The 20,403-nt window shown below is 71.5% G+C and carries 15 protein-coding genes; 7 read left to right on the top strand and 8 right to left on the bottom strand.

The window, feature by feature from the left end; all coding sequences use genetic code 11:
- Positions 1-71 precede the first annotated feature (71 nt).
- Positions 72-533 (bottom strand): hypothetical protein, encoded by a 462-nt coding sequence (locus ACFVQ0_RS27115; protein WP_390091805.1) that lies wholly within the window; start codon positions 531-533, stop codon positions 72-74.
- A gap of 274 nt (positions 534-807) precedes the next feature.
- Here ACFVQ0_RS27115 and ACFVQ0_RS27110 point away from each other — a divergent pair, with 274 nt between their 5' ends.
- The 6 genes from ACFVQ0_RS27110 to ACFVQ0_RS27085 all read left to right on the top strand — a co-directional run bounded on the left by ACFVQ0_RS27110 (position 808) and on the right by ACFVQ0_RS27085 (position 11,079).
- The gene (locus ACFVQ0_RS27110; protein WP_390091804.1) at positions 808-4,638 is read left to right on the top strand and encodes a DNA-binding protein; all 3,831 of its coding nucleotides are present in this window, start codon (positions 808-810) and stop codon (positions 4,636-4,638) included.
- 342 nt (positions 4,639-4,980) lie between these two features.
- A complete protein-coding gene (locus ACFVQ0_RS27105; protein ID WP_390091803.1) occupies positions 4,981-6,522 on the top strand; it encodes a sugar ABC transporter ATP-binding protein in 1,542 nt (513 codons plus the stop codon).
- The gene (locus ACFVQ0_RS27100) at positions 6,519-7,574 is read left to right on the top strand and encodes an ABC transporter permease (protein ID WP_390091802.1); all 1,056 of its coding nucleotides are present in this window, start codon (positions 6,519-6,521) and stop codon (positions 7,572-7,574) included. Before ACFVQ0_RS27105 ends, ACFVQ0_RS27100 begins: the two co-directional genes overlap by 4 nt.
- Positions 7,558-8,610, top strand: coding sequence for an ABC transporter permease (locus ACFVQ0_RS27095; protein ID WP_390091801.1), 1,053 nt, complete (start codon positions 7,558-7,560; stop codon positions 8,608-8,610). Before ACFVQ0_RS27100 ends, ACFVQ0_RS27095 begins: the two co-directional genes overlap by 17 nt.
- A gap of 40 nt (positions 8,611-8,650) precedes the next feature.
- Positions 8,651-9,742, top strand: a complete 1,092-nt coding sequence (gene rhaS, locus ACFVQ0_RS27090) for a rhamnose ABC transporter substrate-binding protein (RefSeq protein WP_390091800.1) — start codon at positions 8,651-8,653, stop codon at positions 9,740-9,742.
- Between the two features lie 227 nt (positions 9,743-9,969).
- Positions 9,970-11,079, top strand: coding sequence for a hypothetical protein (locus ACFVQ0_RS27085; RefSeq protein WP_390091799.1), 1,110 nt, complete (start codon positions 9,970-9,972; stop codon positions 11,077-11,079).
- Positions 11,080-11,143: 64 nt separating this feature from the next.
- On the opposite strand, the gene ACFVQ0_RS27080 is transcribed toward ACFVQ0_RS27085, so the two are convergent.
- A complete protein-coding gene (locus ACFVQ0_RS27080; protein ID WP_390091798.1) occupies positions 11,144-11,938 on the bottom strand; it encodes an SDR family oxidoreductase in 795 nt (264 codons plus the stop codon).
- A gap of 184 nt (positions 11,939-12,122) precedes the next feature.
- On the opposite strand from ACFVQ0_RS27080, the gene ACFVQ0_RS27075 reads away from it, so the two are divergent.
- Entirely contained in the window at positions 12,123-13,004 is an 882-nt protein-coding gene (locus tag ACFVQ0_RS27075) for a helix-turn-helix transcriptional regulator (RefSeq protein WP_390091797.1), read from the top strand.
- On the opposite strand, the gene ACFVQ0_RS27070 is transcribed toward ACFVQ0_RS27075, so the two are convergent.
- From ACFVQ0_RS27070 to mmsA, 6 genes are all read right to left on the bottom strand, one after another.
- A complete protein-coding gene (locus tag ACFVQ0_RS27070; protein ID WP_390091796.1) occupies positions 12,988-13,518 on the bottom strand; it encodes a DUF1772 domain-containing protein in 531 nt (176 codons plus the stop codon). The genes ACFVQ0_RS27075 and ACFVQ0_RS27070 overlap by 17 nt on opposite strands.
- A 168-nt stretch (positions 13,519-13,686) precedes the next feature.
- The gene (locus ACFVQ0_RS27065) at positions 13,687-14,565 is read right to left on the bottom strand and encodes an ABC transporter permease (RefSeq protein WP_390091795.1); all 879 of its coding nucleotides are present in this window, start codon (positions 14,563-14,565) and stop codon (positions 13,687-13,689) included.
- Entirely contained in the window at positions 14,562-17,132 is a 2,571-nt protein-coding gene (locus ACFVQ0_RS27060) for an alpha/beta fold hydrolase (protein ID WP_390091862.1), read from the bottom strand. Before ACFVQ0_RS27060 ends, ACFVQ0_RS27065 begins: the two co-directional genes overlap by 4 nt.
- A 154-nt stretch (positions 17,133-17,286) precedes the next feature.
- Positions 17,287-18,096 (bottom strand): alpha/beta fold hydrolase, encoded by an 810-nt coding sequence (locus ACFVQ0_RS27055; protein WP_390091794.1) that lies wholly within the window; start codon positions 18,094-18,096, stop codon positions 17,287-17,289.
- Between the two features lie 24 nt (positions 18,097-18,120).
- Positions 18,121-18,753 carry a DUF4291 domain-containing protein gene (locus tag ACFVQ0_RS27050; RefSeq protein ID WP_390091793.1) on the bottom strand — a complete coding sequence of 211 codons (633 nt, stop codon included), beginning with the start codon at positions 18,751-18,753 and terminating at the stop codon, positions 18,121-18,123.
- Positions 18,754-18,901: 148 nt separating this feature from the next.
- Complete coding sequence (gene mmsA, locus ACFVQ0_RS27045) at positions 18,902-20,401, bottom strand: CoA-acylating methylmalonate-semialdehyde dehydrogenase (protein ID WP_390091792.1); 1,500 nt, start codon at positions 20,399-20,401, stop codon at positions 18,902-18,904.
- Positions 20,402-20,403: the final 2 nt, after the last annotated feature.

Genomic DNA, 20,403 nt, shown 5'->3' with positions numbered 1-20,403 from the left:
GGCGGGCCGCGTTGGGCCCGCCACCCGCCGGTCACGTCCCCGATCTCACCGGGCGGTGAGCCTGGCCGGACTCAGGACCACTTCTCCGTGCGGACGTAGGAGCCCTGCTTTCCGTCGAGGCGGATCTTGAGCCAGTCGTGGGTGCTGTTGGTCACCCCGGCCGCGATGACGGCGCCGTTGGGATTGCAGCGCTTCGAGCCGCTGTCCGCGACCTTCCGGAGCTTCTTCCCGCCCGTGGCCTCGTAGAGCCGGACCCTCATGGTGGCCTTGGTGTTGTAGCACCGCAGGACGACACGGGTCTTGCGGCTCGGCGACTTGTACGCCTTGGACTTCCACTGGCCGCTGCGCTGGGCGGGGACCCAGAAGTTGCTGTGGAGCGTGTGCCATCCGGCCTTCGCCGAGACGGCGTTCATCGAGACAGCCTTCGCCGGGACGGCCTTCTCGGGAGCGGCTGTCGCGGGGTTCGCCGTGGCCAGGCCGGATCCGAGCGCCAGGGCGGCGAGCGAAAGCGTGAGGCTCTTCCGGAGATTCATGTCCGGGGTTCCTTTCCCTAGTTGTGAACGCCGCGGGAACGGCCCACGACGTCCGTACGGCGGCACTGCGATGCGGTGCCGCGCCGGCCCTGCGGATCGGGCCGACGTGACCAGTCCAGCCGCCCGCACCGTTGTTCAGCAGGCCCCCTCCGCCACACCGAACAAAAAAGATCGCCCGGTCGGAGGGGCCGGATCGGCCCTTGTCCGGTTCCCCCGCGCCTTTTTACGGTGGTGGGAGACGGGTGCGACGGCGACTCAAGGGGAGAACAGCGCGATGGGGCGTCGTGAGACACCGGTGGATCCGGCCGCGGGGCCGGTGCAGCGGTTCGCCTACGAGTTACGGAAGCTGCGGCAGGAGGCGGGCGGTCTCACCTACCGGGAGATGGCGCGCCGCGTCCGCTACTCGCTCACCTCGCTCTCGCAGGCCGCCGCCGGCGAGCAGTTGCCGTCGCTGGCCCTCACCCTCGCCTATGTGGAGGCGTGCGGCGGCGACCCCGTTATGTGGAAGCGGCGTTGGCAGGAGGCGGCCCAGGAGCTGGGTGAAGCGGTGCGCGAGGACGAGGACGTCCCGTCGCCCTACCAGGGCCTGGCCAGGTTCGAACAGGGTGACCACGAACGGTTCTTCGGCCGTGCCGCCCTCGTGGAGGATGTCCGCGAGCTGGTGCTCTCGCACCGCTTCGCCGCTGTCTTCGGCCCCTCCGGAAGCGGTAAGTCCTCCCTGCTGCGGGCGGGGCTGATCCCCGCCCTGCGCGCCGAGTCCGGCTCCCTGGCGGAGATCCGCGTCCTGACCCCGGGTGAGCATCCGCTGCGCACCCACGAGCAGGCGCTACGGCCCAAGGAGGCCCGGGGCGACACCGTCCTCGTCGTGGACCAGTTCGAGGAGGTCTTCACTCTGTGCCGGGAGCCCGCCGAGCGCGCGGAGTTCCTCGAAGCCCTCCTCGCGGCCCGGGAGAGCGACCGGCTGCGCGTCGTGATCGCCGTACGGGCCGACTTCTACGGCCGCTGCGCCGAGCACCGGGGCCTCGCGGACGCTCTGCGGGAGGCGAGCCTGCTGGTGGGGCCGATGAGCCCGGCCGAACTGCGCGAGGCTGTCGTGAGACCCGCCCAGGGCGCGGGGCTGATCGTCGAGCGTGAGCTGACCGCCCTCCTGGTCGAGGAGGCCGTGCGCGAACCGGGCGGTCTGCCCCTGCTCTCCCACTGCCTGCGTGAGACGTGGCGCCGCCGCCGCGGCCGGGCGCTGACCATGGAGGCGTACGCGGCGGCGGGCGGCATGCACGGCGCGATCGCGAAGACCGCGGAAGAGGTCTACAGCCGGTTCTCCACCGACGAGGCGGAACTGGCCCGGCTCGTGATGCTGCGGTTGATCACCCCCGGAGAGGGCTCCCCGGACACCCGCCGCCCGGTGGGGCGTACGGAACTGGACTTCGCCCCCGCCGACGCGGTGGCCCCGGTCCTCGACCGCCTGGCCGGAGCCCGCCTCCTCACCCTCGACGACCACACGGTCGACCTGGCCCACGAAGCCCTCATCACGTCCTGGCCCCGCCTGCACGCCTGGGTCGAGGAGACCCGCGAGCGCCTGCGCACCCACCGCCGCCTGACCGAGGCGGCCCACACGTGGGAGGGTCTGGCCCGTGATCCGGGATCCCTCTACCGGGGTACGCGCCTGGCGACGGCGGAGGAGCACCTCGCGGATCAGCCCCTGACCCCGGTGGAACAGGCGTTTCTGACCGGCAGCCGGACCGCCCGCACCAGGGAACTCCGCCGCCGCCGCACCCTGCTGACCGCCCTCGCCTCCCTCCTCGTCCTCGCTCTCGTCGCGGGACTCACCGCCTGGCAGCAGTCACGCACCAGCGACCACCGCCACCGGGAGTCCGAAGCCCGCCGGATCGCGGCGGTGGCCGACAGCATGCGCGCCACCGACCCGGTCACCGCGGCCCGGCTGAGCGTCGCGTCCTGGCGACTCGCCCACACCGTGGAGACCCGCTCGGCCGTGCTCTCCGCACTGAACAGCCATGAACGTGACGCATTCCGGATCCCGGAGGGCGACGCCCGCTCCACCGTCCGCCGCCTCACCGGCGACGGGCGGACCCTGGTCTCGGCCTCCCGCGACCACGTCCGCGTCTGGGACCTGCGAACCCACCGCCTCACCCACACCTACCCGGGACCCGGGCGACGGCTGTCCGGTCCGGACAACGACGTGATCAGCCCGGACGGCCGGACGTTGGCGCTGCGCGGGGAGGAGTCCGTGGCGCTGTGGGACATCCGCACCGGGCGGCTGACGAAGCACCTGCGAGCGGAGCTTCCGGCATCCACCGTCTTCAGCGGGGACGGACGCAGCCTCGTGATCCAGGCCGCGAACGGCACGCGCGTATGGGATGTGCGGAATCACCGGCTGCGGATGGGCACGGGAGCGGGCGAAGTGGAGGAGACCTCGGAAGCGGCCATCAGCGCGGACGGGCACCGACTGGCGGCGTGCGACGCCCGGCACCACCTCCAGATCCGGGAAACCGGCCGCCGCGCCCCACTGAAACTGTCCTGGACGGCCGCGTACGGGCCAGGCTTCTGTGCCCGGCCCCGCATCGCCTTCTCCCCCGACGGCACCGCCGTCGCGCTCGGTTCCGCCACCGGAGTCCGGATCCGCGACATCGTCTCGGGGCGTGAACTCGCCCGGCTGGACACGGAAGCGGCGGCCGACGTGCGGTTCAGCCCGGACGGGGCGTTCGTGGCCACGCTCGACGAGGAAGGCCGCCTCCTCCTGTGGCGCCTGGCGTCACCCGCCGCGGCTCCGGTGTTCCGTCACACCCTGGGCAGCGGGGACGTCGACCACTACGAGGTCGATTTCGCCGCGGCCGGGCTCCGGTACCTCGACAGCTCGCGCACGGCGGTCCGGACTCTGGCACTGGGCGGGTCGACCACGTCCGGCTGGCGCCGGCAGGCCGTGTCCGACGCCCTGCTGTCCCGGGACGGCCGGACATTGGCCACCCTGCGCGCCCCGACGGACGACAAGGACGACAAAGACGGAAAGGGCGACATGGACGGCAGCGGTGTCAGCCTGTGGGACACCCGGACCGGCAAGGCGGTCATGACCACGCCGGACGAGCCGTGCCCCACAGAAGAGACCGACGCCGGGGAGACCGATACCGGGAAGGCCGATGCCGGGGCGGAGACCGGCTCGTCCTCTGGGCCGCGCGCCGAGGAGGAGACGGCCACGGCCGACGGCGGGGAACTCCAGGACGCGTCGCAGGACCTCGACTGCTTCGACGTGATGGCGTTGAGCGCCGACGGCCGCACCTTCGCCTACGCCAGAAGCGGCACCTTCCCGGACGAGCCCGCCGGCTCGCGCGTCGCGGTCTGGGACGTACCGGAGCACCGCAGGCGCGCGACCGTCACCGTCCGCCCCGACCGGGACGGGATGACCGGCGTCGACGGACTGGCCCTGAGCCCCGACGGCCGCACCCTGTACATGTCCCGGACCACCACACGGCAGTTCGTCGAGGTCTGGGACGTACAGCGGAACAAGCGCCTGCGGACGCTGGACGATGTCCCCTCGGGCGGCTTGGCCGTCCGCGACGACCAGCGCCTCCTCGTCACCGGGCAGGACCAGGTGGCCGACCTGCGTACGGGGCGCACCGATCACCGCACCCTCGGCGACGGCGTGTCCGATGTGGCGGCCTTCAGCCCGGACGGGGCGCATTTCGCGGCCGGTGACGCCCAGGGGCGCGTCACCGTGTGGGACGGCGAGGTCCGCGACCGCGTCGGGGCGGTCACCGCGGGACCCGGCGAAGCCACCGCCGCGCTCGCCTTCTCCCCGGACGGCGGCACCCTGGCGGTCGCCGGCAGCGGGGGCACTGTCCGACTCTGGGACGTGGCCTCCAGCCGCCCTCTCGGATCCGCCCTCCCCACCGCCGGAGACCGCCCCCTGGGGCTCGCCTTCGACCGGGACGGCACCACGTTGTACGTCACCGGCACCCACGCCCGGCTCCGGACGTACGGCATCGCCCCCGCCCGGGTCGCTGACCAGGTCTGTGCCCGTACCGGCTCCGGGCTCTCCCCTGCGGCCTGGAGGGCGTACCTGCCCGGCATCCCGTATCGCAGCACCTGCTGACCTGTCAGGCCCTCGCGTCCGCGCACAACGACACACGACTGCGCGTGACACGCATGACGCACACGAAGACGCATGACGACGCACACCTCACATGGCATGAATCGATTCATCGCGCGGATGATCGCTCCCCCGCCGACTCCCCGTCAAGGACCCCCGCGATCCCGTCCCACCGTCAACCCGCTTCCCGCACCGATCCCTCCAGCCTTAGCAAATTCCCACGACCCACCCATTGACTACGCCCGCGCACCCCGTCTAGCTTCCGAGGAGCCCGGTTGAAACCTTTCACGACGTGTGGGTCCTCACGGCCTCCCGCCGGTCCGGTCCACCGCTCAGGAGCCCCTCATGAACAAGTCCGCCAAGGGCCCGGACTCGGCACCGGAGCCGGCCCCGGTGCTGGCCCTAAAAGAGGTGCGCAAATCCTTCGGCGCCGTAAGGGCCCTGCAAGACGTGTCGCTCGAACTCTTCCCCGGTGAGGCGCACGCACTCGCCGGGGAGAACGGCGCGGGAAAGTCCACCCTCATCAAGACACTCGCCGGGGTGCACCGTCCTGACAACGGTGTCGTACTGCTCGACGGGAAGCCCGTCGTCTTCAGCGGCCCCGCCGCCGCCCGCGATGCCGGTATCGCCGTCATCTACCAGGAACCGACGCTGTTCCCCGATCTGTCGATCGCGGAGAACATCTTCATGGGCCGTCAGCCCCGTCGTTCCCTCGGCCGGATCGACCGCGGAGCCGTGCGCGACACGACCGCGGGGCTGATGCGCCGGCTCGGCGTCGATCTGGACCCCGACCGGCCGGCCCGCGGGCTGTCCATCGCCGACCAGCAGATCGTCGAGATCGCCAAGGCGCTCTCCTTCGAGGCCCGCGTCCTGATCATGGACGAGCCGACCGCCGCGCTCACCGGCAGCGAGACCGCCCGGCTGTTCTCCGTCGTACGGGCGCTGCGCGCCGAGGGTGCGGCCGTGCTGTTCATCTCGCACCGGCTGGACGAGATATTCGAGCTGTGCCAGCGCGTCACCACCCTCAGGGACGGCCGGTGGATCTCCACGGAGCCGCTGGACGGGCTCACCCAGGACGGGCTCGTGCGGCTCATGGTCGGCCGCGACCTCGACGAGCTCTACCCGAAGCAGGACGCCGCCGTCGGGGAAGTCGCCCTCTCCGTGCGGCGCCTGACCCGGGAGGGCGTCTTCCGCGACGTGTCGTTCGAGGTGCGCCGGGGCGAGATCGTCGCACTGGCCGGGCTCGTCGGGGCCGGGCGCACGGAGGTGGCGCAGGCCGTCTTCGGCGTCGACCGCCCCGACGCGGGCGAGGTACGGGTGAACGGCACCGTGCTGCGCGCCGGTTCGCCCACCGCCGCGATGGCCGCCGGACTCGCCCTCGTACCCGAGGACCGCCGGCAGCGCGGGCTCGTCATGGAGATGTCGATCGAGCGCAACATCGGCCTCACCGGGCTCGGCAGGGTCCGCCGCCGCGGACTGGTCAGCCGGGCCCTGGAGCACGACCGGGCCGCCGACTGGGCGCTGCGCCTCCAGCTCAAGTACAACCGGCTGGCCGACTCCGCCGGCGTCCTGTCCGGCGGCAACCAGCAGAAGGTCGTGCTGGCCAAGTGGCTGGCGACCGAACCCTGCGTACTCATCGTCGACGAGCCGACCCGGGGCATCGACGTCGGCACCAAGGCCGAGGTCCACCGGCTGCTCTCCGCACTGGCCGCCGACGGGCTCGCGGTGCTGATGATCTCCTCCGATCTGCCCGAGGTGATCGGCATGGCCGACCGGGTGCTCGTCATGCACGAGGGCCGGCTCGCCGCCGAACTCCCGCGCGCGGACGCCACCGAGGAGACCGTCATGGCGGCGGCGACCGGACTCGGCGAAAGGACAGCGGCATGACCACCACCGTCGCAAGCCCGCCGGACAGCGGCCCGAAGGCGCCGAGCCGCAGCGCGGCCTCGCTCGTGGACACCGTCTTCCGGGCCCGCGAGATCTCCATCGCCGGGGCGCTGATCCTGCTGATCCTCGGCACCTACCTGGCCAACCCGCGCTTCCTGTCCGACCAGGGCATCAAGGACCTGCTGCTCAACTCCTCGATCCTGGTGCTGCTCGCGGTCGGCCAGTCGGCCGTCGTGATCACCCGCAACATCGACCTCTCGGTCGGCTCCGTCGTCGGGCTCTCCGCGTTCGCCTGCGGCAAGTTCGTCGCCGGTACCGATCACGGGGTGGTCACCGTGATGCTGCTGGGCATCGCCATCGGGGTGGTGTGCGGGCTGGTGTCCGGCGCACTCGTCAGTTTCGGCAGGGTGCCCGCGCTCGTCGTGACGCTCGGCATGCTCTACATCATCCAGGGCGTCGACTACTGGTGGGCCAAGGGCGACCAGATCGGCGCCGCCGAGGTCCCCGACCAGATCCTCGGCCTCGGCAGCGGATCCCTGCTGGGCGTGCCGTACCTGCCACTGATCACCGTGGTGCTGCTCGCCGCGACCGCGTACTTCCTGCGCGGCTACCGCTCGGGGCGCGAGCTGTACGCGATCGGGTCGAACCCGGAGGCCGCGGTGCTCGCCGGGGTGCCGATCCGGCGCCGGATCCTGGCCGCGTACGCCTTCTCGGGGGCCGTCGCCGGTTTCGCCGGGACGCTGTGGCTGGCCAGGTTCGGCACGGTCGTCGCGGACAACGCGCACGGCTGGGAGCTGACCGTCGTGAGCGCCGTCGTCGTCGGCGGCGTCGCCATCACCGGCGGCACGGGCACGGTCTGGGGCGCCGCGCTGGGCGCCCTGCTGCTCACCACCATCGGCAGCGTGCTGGTGGTCCTGAAGGTCGACTCGTTCTGGCAGGGCGCCATCACCGGCGCGCTGCTGCTCCTGGCCATCAGCATCGACCGAATCGTGAACCTGCGGATGACCGCCGCACTGAGGAAGAGGAGCGCCCGGCATGGCAATGGCGCCTGAGACCGAGAAGGCGGTGCCCGCCGCCCCGAAGGGGTCCGCCAGGACGAGGGGTTCGCTGCGTGGACTGGCGCTGCGCTGGGACAGCGCGGTCGGGGCGCTGCTGGTGGCGGTGGTCGTCGTGGGGCTCGCCACCACCGACGGCTTCGGTTCCGGTGAGAACCTCGCGTTCGCGTTCAACGACATCGTCGAGGTCGCCCTCATCGCGCTGCCGATGACCCTTCTGGTGGTCGCCGGACAGGTCGACCTGTCGGTCGCCTCGATGCTGGGCCTGGGCAGCGCGCTGACCGGTGCGCTGTGGAACGCGGGGTGGGCGTTCGAGACGATCGTGCCGGTGGTGCTGCTGGTGGGCGTCGCCGGGGGGCTGCTCAACGGCTGGCTGGTCACCAAGGTCGGGCTGCCGTCGCTGGCCGTCACGATCGGCACGCTCGCGCTCTTCCGGGGGCTGGCCTCCGTGGCGCTCGGCAGCGACGCGGTGACGGACTTCCCGCAGACGTACGCGGACTGGGCCGTCGACACCACCACGGTGCCCGGCACCTTCCTCACGTACCCCGTCCTGCTGTTCATCGTGCTCGCCGTGGTCACCGCGATCGTGCTGCACGCGACCGGCCTGGGGCGTTCGCTGTTCGCGATCGGGGCGCAGGAGGAGGCCGCGTACTTCGCGGGCATCCGGGTCAAGCGGATCAAGCTGCTGCTGTTCGTCGTCACCGGGCTGTTCTCCGCCTTCGCGGGGATCGTCTTCACACTCCGCTACGGAAGCGCCCGCGCCGACAACGGGCTCGGCTTCGAGATGCTCGTGATCGCCTCCGTGCTGCTCGGCGGCATCGACTTCGACGGCGGAAAGGGCACGCTGTTCGGCGCGGTCGCCGGGGTGCTGCTCATCGGTGTCCTGAAGAACCTGCTGACCCTCAACGACGTCGCCAACGAGGTGCAGGTCATCGTGACCGGTCTGCTGCTCGTGGCTTCCGTGCTCACCCCACGCGTCATCGCGGCCGTGGTCGAACGACGCCACCGGCGCGCCGCCGGGGCCCGCCCGTAACCCTTCCCGTCCCACTCTCCTCGAAAGGCACCCCGCCGCCATGATGCTCCGCACCGCCGCCGGTCGTCGCGCCGTCGCCACCGCCACCGGCGCGCTCTCGCTCGCCCTCGCCCTCAGCGCCTGTTCCGGCACCACGAAGGACAGTTCCGACAAGGAGTCCACGAAGACCGGGGCCGGGGCCACGGCGAAGGCCGATCCCGGCGCGGCGCTCAAGAAGGGGCTGAAGCTCGCCTTCCTGCCCAAGCAGATCAACAACCCGTACGAGAAGATCGTCGACGACGCGGGGATCGAGGCGGCCAAGGAGTACGGCGGCACGGGCAAGGAGGTCGGCCCGTCCGACGCCAGCGCCTCCTCGCAGGTCAGCTACGTCAACACGCTGATCCAGCAGCGCCAGGACGCGATCCTGGTCGCCGCCAACGACCCGAACGCGGTGTGCGGCCCGCTGAAGCAGGCCATGAAGAAGAACATCAAGGTCGTGGCGTACGACTCCGACACCGCGAAGGAGTGCCGCCAGCTCTTCATCAACCAGGCGAGCTCCGAGGAGATCGGCCGCAGCCTGGTGCAGCACCTCGGTGAGCAGATCGGCTACAAGGGCAAGATCGCGATCCTCTCGGCCACCCAGAACGCGACGAACCAGAACACCTGGATCGACTTCATGAAGGACGAGCTGAAGCTGCCCAAGTACAAGGACATGAAGCTGGTGAAGGTGGCGTACGGGGACGACGCGGACCAGAAGTCGTTCCAGCAGACCCAGGGCCTGATGCAGGCCTACCCCGATCTGAAGGGCATCATCTCGCCCACCACCGTCGGCATCGCCGCCGCCGCCCGCTACCTGAGCGACTCCTCTTACAAGGGCAAGGTCGTGCTGAACGGCCTGGGCACGCCGAACCAGATGCGCAAGTACGTCAAGGACGACACCGTCGAGCAGTTCTCGCTGTGGAACCCGGAGGAGCTCGGGTACCTCGGTTCGTACGCCGCCGCGGCGCTGGCGTCCGGTCAGATCACCGGTGCCGAGGGCGAGAAGTTCAAGGCGGGCAAGCTCGGCGAGTACACGGTCGGCAAGGACGGCGAGGTCATCCTCGGCAAGCCGACCGTCTTCGACAAGAAGAACATCGACAAGTTCGACTTCTGAACCGCCGCTCGACCACCGGCACGTGGCGGCCTTCCCACGCCCGGACTCCCCAGGGGTCCGGGCCCGCCGTCTGTCCGGACAAAGCCCGTCACCGATGTCCGTACATTCACCCTTCAGAACTTTGTTCGCCCATGCCGGAAACCGGCGTAGGATCCGGGCGAATTGACTACGGGAGCGCCGCCGCGGGCGGCACGCGTCACCGGGCCGAGCGGCCCGAAGGGGGAACGGTGGCACACAGGAACAAGCCGGTGCGGCTGAGACGGGCGACCTGGTGGTGCCGCGTCACCGGCACCGCGGCGCTGGTGACCGGGGCCGTCACCGCGCTGAACCTGCTCTTCCCGGCCCAGGACGGGCCGCTGCTGGGCGACGGTTCGGTGCTCTACGCGGTACTGACGGCCCTGCTGGGCCTGCTGTGGTGGGCCGGTGCGCTGCTCGCCCCGCCCCTGACCGTCCCGTCGCCGCCGCACGCCACCGGCTTCGTCCCGGTCCCCGCGCGGCTGCCCCGCCGCCGGATGACCCGTGCGACTCTCATGCCCTCGCTGTTCATGGCCGTGCTGCCACTCGTCGTGGTGCGCACGGTCGGGGCCCACGCCGGGCCGTTGAAGCCGGTGATGCCGCTGCTCATCGCCGTCGCCGCCCTGATCTCGCTGTTCCTGCTGCGCGGTTGGCTGAGCGGCCTCACCGGCGGCTCAGCCCACTCCGGGCCCGCCGAGCTGCGCCGGGACGCAGCTGCCGGGGAGGTCGCGGCCCGCCGGGTGCGGGTGGGGCCGGCCGTGTGGGTCGGTGAGGGCGACGGACGCTGGAGCGCGTCGCGCCGGCTGATGGTGGTGGCGGAGGACCGGCAGATCGCGCTGCGGACCGCGCAGGAGGAGACCGCGTACTTCCCGTGGCTGGACCTGGAGTCGGCCGCTGTCCTGGAGGGCCGGGAGGGCTGGCTGTGCTGGGCGGCGGCCGGTGGCTCCTGGGGCGATCCGGTGGAGCAGATGGGCGCCGCGCTGGTCACCGATGACGGTTACGTGGTCTGGGGGTCCACCGACCGCCACGTCGCGGAAGCGGCGTACGCGCCGGAGCACTCCTACCCCACGGCACCCCGAAGCGTGCGCCGTGCTCCGCGCGCCTCCCTCTACCGCCCCGACGTGCACGGGTACGCGCTGGCCATGGCCGCGGCGACCCTCCTCGCCCTCGTGCCGGCCGAACGCGGTGTGGGGCCGGACGCGCTGTCCTGGTGCCTGGCCCTGGCCGGTGCCTTCACCGGCGTCCGCGGGGTGTACGGCTACACCCGGCGGCTCGCCGAGCGTCCGGGCCCTGGCTGGGCGCCCCCGGGGTCCGGCGGATGATCTCCTCGATCGCCGGTCGGCTGCCGGAATCGCGGCCTGCGAAATCCATGACACCGAGTCTGTCCTACGCGGTTGTGGCGATGCCGCCGTCGACGGGGATCACGGCGCCCGTGAGGTAGGCGCCTGCCCGGCTGGCGAGGAACACGGCGACACCTGCCATGTCGTCGTCGCGGCCGATCCGGCCCAGTGGGGCCGACGCCGCGATCGCCTCGCCGAGCTCATCGAGGGTCGCCGCCATCATCGTCGACGGAAACGGCCCCGGCGCCACGGCGTTCACGCTGACGTGCTGCGGTCCCAGCTCCTTGGCGAGCACTCTGGTGAGTTGATGCAGTGCGGCCTTGCTGCTGGAGTACGAGTAGTTGGGCCGCTGGGGGATGTGGATGGCGGCGATGCTGCCGATGTTGATGATCCGTGCGGGATCGTCGGCGGTGCCCGCCCTGCGAAGTGCGGGCAGCAGCGCCTGGACCAGCCAGAACGGCGACTTCAGGTTGAGGTCGACGACCGTGTCCCAGGCCGCGTCCGGGAACGTCTCCAGCGGCTCGTCCCACATCGCGCCCGCGTTGTTGACGAGGATGTCGAGACGTTCCGAGTCGGCGGCGACGAGGCCGGACAGCCGCCGGCACTCGTCGTGGCGGGACAGGTCGGCCGGGATGGCCCGCACTTCACCGAATTCGGACAGCCGTTCCTGCGCCTGAGCGCACGCTTTCGCGTTGCGTGAGCTGATGACCACGCGGGCGCCCGCCTGGAGAAGGCCACGCGCGATCATCATCCCGATGCCTCTGGTGCCACCGGTGACGAGCGCGCGCTTTCCGCTCAGATCGAAGAGTTCTTCGTGCGTTGTGAATTGGTTGTCTAGCACTTGACGCCTTACTGGTCGGTCGTACGGGATGGTGCGCCGGGGTGTTCAGCATCTCGGTGTGAGGGTGCTCCGGCCTGCCGTGTCACCGCATGGAACCCGTATTCGTGCGCGGGTGGGAGTCACTGCTCTTCCGGGTAACGGCAGTACCTCCCAGCACATCGCCACACGACCTACGGTGGGTGAAGTGACCGACAGCAAGAGGCATGAGCAGGCCGACGAGGTGCGGGAGTTCCTCAGCACCCGTCGCGCCCGGCTCACCCCCCAGCGGGCAGGGCTGCCCGTCTTCGGCGGCAATCGACGTGTGACCGGGTTGCGCCGGGAGGAGGTAGCACTGCTGGCCGGGATGAGCGTCGACTACTACATCCGTCTTGAGCGCGGGAACTTGCGGGGCGCCTCGGACTCGGTACTGGACTCCTTGTGCCACGCACTTCAGCTCGACGATGCCGAGCGGGCCCACCTCTACGACCTGGCCCGCGCCACCGCGTCGGAGCGCCGGCCGCCCACTGCGACGGGGCGGATCCGACCGGTGGTGCTGCGGGTGCTCGACGCGATGACCGACCAGCCGGCCTACATCCGCAACGGGCGGTTCGACATCCTCGCCGCCAACCCTCTCGGCCAGGCTCTGTATGCCCCGGTCTACGATTCTCCGCTGTTCGCGCAGCGTGGTCCGGTCAACACCGCGCGGTTCCTGTTCCTCGATCCTGGTTCTGCCGATTTCTGGCCCGATCGGGAGAAGGCCGCCAACGACTCGGTCGCCCTGCTGCGCACCGAGACCGGCCGCTCGCCGCAGGACAAGGGCCTGATGGACCTGATCGGCGAGCTCTCCACGAAGAGCGGCGAGTTCGCCCGGCGTTGGGCTCGGCACGACGTGAGGTTCCACCACTCCGGCGTGAAGCGACTCCACCACCCGCTCGTCGGGGACCTGGCCCTGCCCTACGACGCCCTCGACCTGCCCGCTGACCCCGGGCTCCGTATCACCGTCTACTCGCCCGAGCCCGACTCACCCGAACGCCAGGCACTCGATCTTCTGGGCAGCTGGATTCGGAGCACTAGTTGGCGGCAATGATCAGCAGGATGAACGCGGCGAGCGAGAGCGCGGTCCGGACCTGGTGAAGGATGTTCCAGCGAGCCTCGAACGCGGTACGGGCCACGCTGTCGGCCTTCGCGCCGACCTCGCCGTCCTCGCCCGGTGCCGCTGCGGCCGGTACCGGCACCGAGGCGGGCGCGGACACCGGTTCGGACACCGGTTCCGCTGCGGCGAGCGCCTTGTTGAGCGGGATGTTGCCCGCGATCGTGACCACATGGGAGACGACGGAGCAGGCCAGCGCCCCGGCCACCAGCGGCCATTCCCAGTCGTGGGTCCCGGCGACGAGCGTGACGGCGGGAAAGACGATCACGCCGAGGAAGACGATCAGAAACCCGGGTCCGGGGACCTTCTCGTTGATCCGGCGCATCGCGGCCGTGAATCCGTCGTCCGGCAGGGCCGCGAGGCCGGGCATGACGACGACCAGGAACGTCAGCAGGAATCCCGCGTACAGGCCGGTCGTGGTCACGGCGAGGGCGAGGAACAAGGAGGCCATGGCTCATCATGGCGCAGCGGCCCCGGCCGCACAGCCTGAATTCGCATGCCCGTGCGACCGAAGGTCCGCTGCCGGGGCCGGGACCGGACCGGCCCTGGGTGGGGGGCGGACCGGCCCCCGCCGGTCCGTCCCCCACCCGCGTCCGCCGCGGTGTCGCCCCGGCGGGGTTCAGGACACGATGTCCTTACGGCTGAACCCCCGGAAGGCGAGCGCGAACAGGATGAGGGCGTACGCAACCGAGACCGAGGCGCCCTTCACCATGCCGCCCCACTCCAGTTCGGGCTGGAGCGCGTCCGCCCAGGCGAACTGCCAGTGCGCGGGCAGGAAGTCGCGCCAGGAGCCGAGCGCGGTGACGGCGTCCAGCACATTGCCGACGATGGTCAGCCCGACCGCGCCGCCGACCGCGCCCAGCGGGGCGTCCGTCCTGGTCGACAGCCAGAACGCCAGCCCGGCGGTGACGAGTTGGGAGACGAAGATGAAGGCGACGACGAGCGCGAGCCTGGGCACCGTGTCCCCGGTCGCGAGCGCGCCCCCGGTGGGCAGTTCGAGCGGCCCCCAGCCGTACGCGGCGGCGCCGGCGGCCAGCGCGACGAGCGGCAGCAGCACCATCGCGGCCAGGCTGAAGCCGAGCGCCACGACGAGCTTGCTCCACAGCAGCCGGGCCCTGGGCACGGGCGCCGCCAACAGATAGCGCAGCGAGGACCAGCTGGCCTCAGAGGCGACGGTGTCGCCGCAGAACAGCGCGACCGGGACCACGAGCAGGAAGCCGGCCGAGACGAACAGGCAGGTCGCGGCGAAGTTCGCGGCGGACTGGGTCGCGGTGTCCATCAGGGTGAGCCGGCTGCCGCCCCCCGGCCCGCCGTCCGGGGTGCCGCCGATCGCGAACGCGATGATCAGGATGAACGGCAGGGCGGCCAGCACCCCGCCCATCAGCAGGGTGCGCCGTCTGCGCAGCTGCCGGGCGGCCTCCACCCGCAGCGGGAGGGTGTGCCGGGCGCGGTATCCGGGCGCTTCCGGCGCTTCGGTGACTTCGGCTGCGGTACTCATGCGGAGCCTCCGGAGATCAGGGTGAGGAACGCGTCCTCCAGGCGGCGGTGCGGTCCGACGCCGGTCAACGGGACGTCGAGGCGGACCAGTTCCGCGATCAGCTGCGAGGACGTCGCCCCGTCGAGCCGGACCAGGAGCCCGTGTCCGTCGTCCGTGCGGACGGCGGAGGCGAGGCCGGGGAGTGCGGCGATCTTCTCCACCAGGGGTTCGGTGAGCCGGTCCGCCGTGCTGACGAGCAGCATGTCGCCGGAGCCGGTGATCTCGGCGACCGGGCCCGCCTGGACGAGCCGTCCCCGGTCCATGACCACCAGGTGGGTGCAGGACTGTTCGACCTCGGACAGCAGGTGGCTGGAGACGATGACGGTACGGCCGCCGGCCGCGTACCGGATCATCACGTCCCGCATCTCGCGGATCTGGGGCGGGTCGAGGCCGTTGGTCGGCTCGTCGAGGATGAGGAGGTCCGGCATGCCCAGCATGGCCTGGGCGATGGCGAGCCGTTGCCGCATGCCCTGCGAGTACGTGCGGACCGCGCGGGCCAGCGCGTCACCGAGCCCGGCGATCTCCAGGGCCTCTTCGATGCACGAGTCGGCGGCGGGGCGTCCGGTGGCCTGCCAGTAAAGCTCCAGGTTGGCGCGTCCGGACAGGTGCGGCAGGAATCCGGCCCCCTCCACGAAGGCACCGACGCGGGAGAGGACGGGCGCCCCGGGCCGGATGGCCCGCCCGAAGACCCGGATCTCGCCGTCGTCGGGGGTGATGAGCCCCATCAGCATGCGCAGCGTGGTGGTCTTGCCCGCGCCGTTCGGGCCGAGGAGCCCGAGCACCTGGCCCTTCTCGACGCGGAAGGACAGCTCGCGGACGGCGTACCGGTCGGCGGACCTGGCGTACTTCTTCGACAGGCCGGTGATCTGGAGCGGTACGTCGGTGAGTTCGGGGTCGGGGGCGGGGGTGGTCGTCCGGCGCCGCGTGGTGAGCAGCAGGGCAGCGGCGATCAGGACGGCGGCGGCCGGGAGCGCCCAGGTCCACCGGGGCAGCCCGGCGGAGGCGGTGGTGAGGCCGGGCACGGTGGGGATGGTGAGCGGGCTGTCGAGGGAGACGGTGTACGTGGTCGGCGCGGCCGGGGAGGCGTAGCCGAGGTCGGTGGCGGCCAGTACGAGCCGCAGCCGGTGTCCGGAGTCGAATTCGTGGTCGACGGCGGGCAGGTTCAGCGTGAGGGGCCTGCCCTGCTGGTCCGGGGTGATCCGGTAGGGGGCGACGAGCTGGGAGGGCAGCGCCTGCTGCTTGCCGTCCGGCGAGACGTCGTACACCTTGCCGAACAGGACCGCGTCGCCCTTGCCCGCCTTCACGTTCACGCGGACGGTCGGTGAGCCGGTGACGCGGCGCGCGGTCTTGAGCGGGGCGGATTCGAAGCGGGCGTTCTGTCCGGGGAAGTCGACGGAGAGCCCGCCGCCGAAGTTGGACAGCTGGGCGAGGCCGCCGCCGAGGCCGGGAACGGCGGAGATGGCGGGCGGTCCGGCTCCGGCGGGGTTGTTGAACGTCTGGGCCCCGCCGCGCAGTTCGACCGGTTCGCCGCCGCTGTGGAGTCCGGGGTAGCTGTCGCCGCTCGCGCCCCTGGTGAGGGCGGCTCCGTCGGTGGAGTCGATGCCTCCGGTCCGGGTGACGCGGAACGCCGGTCCGGTGTCGGTGCCCTTGTCGTCCTTGAGGTAGCGGTCGAACCAGCTGGTGACCCGTTGCCGTACCCGGTCGGACTCCTTGTCGCCGCCGTCGTGGCCGCCGGCGACCCAGTCGACGGAGACGGGCGCGCCGTTCGCCTCGATGGCCTTCGCCATGGCGTCGGCCTCGCCGAGCGGGAAGAGCGAGTCGGCCTGTCCCTGCATGATCAGCGCGGGCACCTTGATCCGGTCGGCCACGGCGCTCGGTGACCGCTCGGTGAGCAGCGCGCGGGCGGCGGCGTCCGGCTTCCCGATGACGGCGACCCGCTGGTACATCTCGCAGAGCCGCTTCTCCAGGTTGTCACAGCCGCCGCCGGTGGTCAGGAAGATCCCGGCCCACAGCTTCTTGAACACCCCGTCGGGGAACAGCGCGTCGGCGAGGTTCCAGTACGTCATCTCCGGGGCGATGGCGTCGACCCGCCGGTCGTACCCGGCGGCCAGCAGCGAGATCGCCCCGCCGTAGGAGGCGCCGGTGACCCCGACCCTGGGGTCACCGGAGGCGTCGAGCCGTACTTCGGGCTGTTCGGCCAGCCAGTCGATCAGCCGGGAGACGTCCTTCACCTCGGCGTCGGGTGCGTTGAGGGAGGTCTTCCCGCCGGATTTGCCGAAGCCGCGGGCGGACCAGGTCAGCACGGCGTATCCGTCGCGGGCCAGCTGCTGCGCCTGGGAACGGGAGTTGTCCTTGGTGCGGCCGTAGCCGTGGCCGATGAGCACGGCGGGCCTGCGCTGCGAGCCTCCGGTGGTGAAGTACGAGGTGTCGATGGACACCCCGTCGATACGCATCATCCGGTCCTGGCGGTGCACGGCCGGCGCGCTGTCGTCGGCCACGGCGGTCCAGGTGCCCGCACCGGCCAGCACGACGAACGCGGCGACGCCGGCCGCCCACCGGCCTCGGGCACGGGGCAGCAGGCGTCGCCACCGGGACGTACGGGCGTGAGGGATCTCCATGCGTCGAGCCTATGCGGGCCGCCACGGCGTCCTGGCAGCCGCCAGGGGGAGGTACCCGGCCTCCTCAGGGCGTACGGCGTTCCCCGGGCGTACTGCGCTCGCGGTACGGGGGTGCCGCCAGCGCCTCGGCGGTGGCGCTCGCGAAGGCCTCCGGGTTGTCGAGCATGATGTTGTGCCCGCAGTCCGGGATCGCGACCACGGACACCCCGGCGGCGCTGAGGGCGTCGGCACCGGGGAGCCGGTCGCTCTCCGGCAGCAGGAAGGTGCGGGGAATCCTCAGCCCCACCAGGAGCTCCCGCATCGTGGGGACCGTGCCCCCGGCGAGGTGGACCGCGCTGCGGTACAGGGCCTCCCGGCCGGCCAGCCGCATCGTGGCCCACCAGTGGGCACCGGCCCGGTCGCGGATCTCCTCCCAGCCGCCCGCCAGGAACTCCTGCTCGGAGTAGGAGGCGATGTCGCTGCTGCCGCCGGAGAGGCGGGTGGGCGGGATCGGGTCGAGGTTGGCGTCGACCAGGACGAGCCGGGAGACCAGCCGAGGGTGCCGCGCGGCCAGGACGATGGCCACGGAGCCGCCCATGCTGTGCGCGATCAGCTCCGCGCCCGTGACACCCGCGGCTGTCAGGGCCTCGGCAAGCGCGTCCGCGTGTGCTTCCAGCGTGTAGCCGAAGCCGGTCGGCCGGTCGCTGATGCCGTGGCCGAGCAGGTCGATCAGCAGGGAACGGCGCCCGGCCAGCAGCGGGTGGACGGCGGTCTGCGTGAAGTAGGCGGGGGAACTGGCACCCAGCCCGTGCACGTAGACGCGGGCCGGTTCCCGCCCCGGCAGCTCGACCCAGCGGATCCGGTCGCCTTCGGGCGTCACAACGGCGTTGCGCACTGTCTGCCCCCGTTCACATCGAGATCAGTGGATGGATTGAACCGGAGCAGCCACCGTAGCCGGGGGCACCTGCCCGGCGGCCGGGTACGGCGTCTCCGCCGGCAGCAGCCGGGCCGCAGCTTCGTCCGCACCCTCGCGGACCAGCTCATGGATCCGACGGGCCAGCGGGGTCACGTCGCGGACGGACACCGTCCACTCGTCCGCGTAACGCCGCGCCGCCTCACCCGAGAGGCCGAGCTGGAGGGAGCGGTACGGAAGCCGGTTCAGGTGCAGATCGCGCTCGGGGTCCCACTGGACGCGCGCCGGGGCGCGGCGCAGAGTGCGCTGCCAGCTCGCGCGGTCGGGGTGCACGCCCCGTTCGTAGTGAGAGAGTTCGGCGTTCGCGAGCGCCCAGTCGAAGCCCTCACGGGTGATCTCGACGGCGAGCACGGTCTCCTGACCCTCCTTCAGTGCCCAGCCGCAGCGGTACATCATCCACAGAAAGCTGGGCTTTATCCATGTCATGCGATCCCGCTTCCAGGCCGGCGGGAAGCGCCCGTCGCGGGCGGCGGGCAGGCCGAGGTGAGGGGAGTACGCCTGGTAGACGGTGATGGTGGTGTCGGTGTGGAGCGCGCGTATCTCGTGCTGGTGCGGCGTCGGTTCGGCCGGTCGGGTCATGCGGACATCCCAACACGGCGGTACGAACGGGGCGAAGGGATTTTCCTCGCGGTCAGTCCGTCACGGTCGCCTCACGAACCACCGCAGGGCCGCCTCCCGGGGGGAGCGGCCCTGCGGTTGCGTGCGGGTGCGGTTCAGGTGGGCGCGGTCAGTGGTTGCTGGGGAAGCCCAGGTCCACGCCGGCCGGGGCGTCGGCCGGGTCCGGCCAGCGGGTGGTGGTGACCTTGCCGCGGGTGTAGAAGTGCACGCCGTCGTTGCCGTAGATGTGGTGGTCGCCGAAGAGCGAGTCCTTCCAGCCACCGAAGGAGTGGTAGCCCACCGGGACCGGGATCGGGACGTTGATGCCGACCATGCCCGCCTCGATCTCCAGCTGGAAGCGGCGGGCGGCGCCGCCGTCGCGGGTGAAGATCGCGGTGCCGTTGCCGTACGGCGAGGCGTTCATCAGCGCGACGCCCTCCTCGTACGTGTCGACGCGCAGCACGCACAGGACCGGGCCGAAGATCTCGTCCTTGTAGGCGTCCGAGTCGGTGGAGACGTTGTCGAGGAGGGAGAGGCCGATCCAGTGGCCGTCCGCGAAGCCCTCGACCGTGTGGCCTGTGCCGTCCAAGACGACATCGGCGCCCTGGGCGGCCGCGCCGGTCACGTAGGAGGCGACCTTGTCGCGGTGGGCGGCAGTGATCAGCGGGCCCATCTCGGAGGCCGGGTCGTTGCCGGGGCCGATCTTGATCTTCTCGGCGCGGTCCTTGATCCGGGCGACGAGGTCGTCCGCGACCGCGCCGACGGCGACGACCGCGGAGATCGCCATGCAGCGCTCACCGGCCGAGCCGTACGCGGCGGAGACGGCGGCGTCGGCGGCGGCGTCGAGGTCCGCGTCGGGCAGCACCAGCATGTGGTTCTTCGCACCGCCGAGGGCCTGGACGCGCTTGCCGTTGGCGGAGGCCGTGGCGTGGATGTAGCGGGCGATCGGGGTGGACCCGACGAACGAGACGACGGAGACGTCCGGGTGGTTCAGCAGGCCGTCGACGGCGACCTTGTCACCGTGCAGGACGTTCAGGACGCCGTCCGGCAGACCGGCCTCAGAGGCCAGCTCGGCAAGGAGGTTGGCGGCCGACGGGTCCTTCTCGCTGGGCTTGAGGACGAACGTGTTGCCGCAGGCGATGGCCAGCGGGAACATCCACATCGGCACCATGGCCGGGAAGTTGAACGGCGTGATGCCCGCCACGACACCGATCGACTGGCGGATCGAGGAGACGTCGACCCGGGTGGACACCTGGGTCGACAGCTCGCCCTTGAGCTGGGTGGTGATGCCGCACGCCAGCTCGACGATCTCCAGTCCGCGGGCCACCTCGCCCAGCGCGTCCGAGTGCACCTTGCCGTGCTCGGCGGTGATCAGCGCGGCGATCTCGTCCCGGTGGGCGTCCAGCAGCGCGCGGTAGCGGAACAGGATCGCGGTCCGGGCGGACAGCGAGGAGGTGCCCCACGTCGCGTACGCGTCCTTCGCGGCGGCCACCGCGGCGTCGACCTCGTCCGGGGAGGCCAGCGCGACCTGGGTGGTGACGGCACCGGTGGCCGGGTCGGTGACCGGGCCGTAGTTGCCCGACGCGCCCTCGACGGTCTTGCCACCGATCCAGTGGTTGACGGTCTTCATTC

This window comes from Streptomyces sp. NPDC057900 (assembly GCF_042887885.1).
In the GTDB taxonomy this organism is placed as follows: Bacteria; Actinomycetota; Actinomycetes; order Streptomycetales; family Streptomycetaceae; genus Streptomyces.
The sequence above is the reverse complement of the archived record's forward strand: the minus strand, read 5'-3'. Positions and strand labels throughout refer to the sequence as shown.

Bases quoted from the DNA above. Each gene is read 5' to 3' on its own strand.
- ACFVQ0_RS27105 (WP_390091803.1), top strand. From the start codon at position 4,981: ATGAACAAGTCCGCCAAGGGCCCGGACTCGGCACCGGAGCCGGCCCCG.
- ACFVQ0_RS27070 (WP_390091796.1), bottom strand. From the start codon at position 13,518: ATGGCCTCCTTGTTCCTCGCCCTCGCCGTGACCACGACCGGCCTGTAC.
- ACFVQ0_RS27065 (WP_390091795.1), bottom strand. From the start codon at position 14,565: ATGAGTACCGCAGCCGAAGTCACCGAAGCGCCGGAAGCGCCCGGATAC.
- ACFVQ0_RS27050 (WP_390091793.1), bottom strand. From the start codon at position 18,753: ATGACCCGACCGGCCGAACCGACGCCGCACCAGCACGAGATACGCGCG.
- ACFVQ0_RS27115 (WP_390091805.1), bottom strand. From the start codon at position 533: ATGAATCTCCGGAAGAGCCTCACGCTTTCGCTCGCCGCCCTGGCGCTC.
- ACFVQ0_RS27100 (WP_390091802.1), top strand. From the start codon at position 6,519: ATGACCACCACCGTCGCAAGCCCGCCGGACAGCGGCCCGAAGGCGCCG.
- ACFVQ0_RS27110 (WP_390091804.1), top strand. From the start codon at position 808: ATGGGGCGTCGTGAGACACCGGTGGATCCGGCCGCGGGGCCGGTGCAG.
- ACFVQ0_RS27095 (WP_390091801.1), top strand. From the start codon at position 7,558: ATGGCAATGGCGCCTGAGACCGAGAAGGCGGTGCCCGCCGCCCCGAAG.
- rhaS (WP_390091800.1), top strand. From the start codon at position 8,651: ATGATGCTCCGCACCGCCGCCGGTCGTCGCGCCGTCGCCACCGCCACC.
- mmsA (WP_390091792.1), bottom strand. From the start codon at position 20,401: ATGAAGACCGTCAACCACTGGATCGGTGGCAAGACCGTCGAGGGCGCG.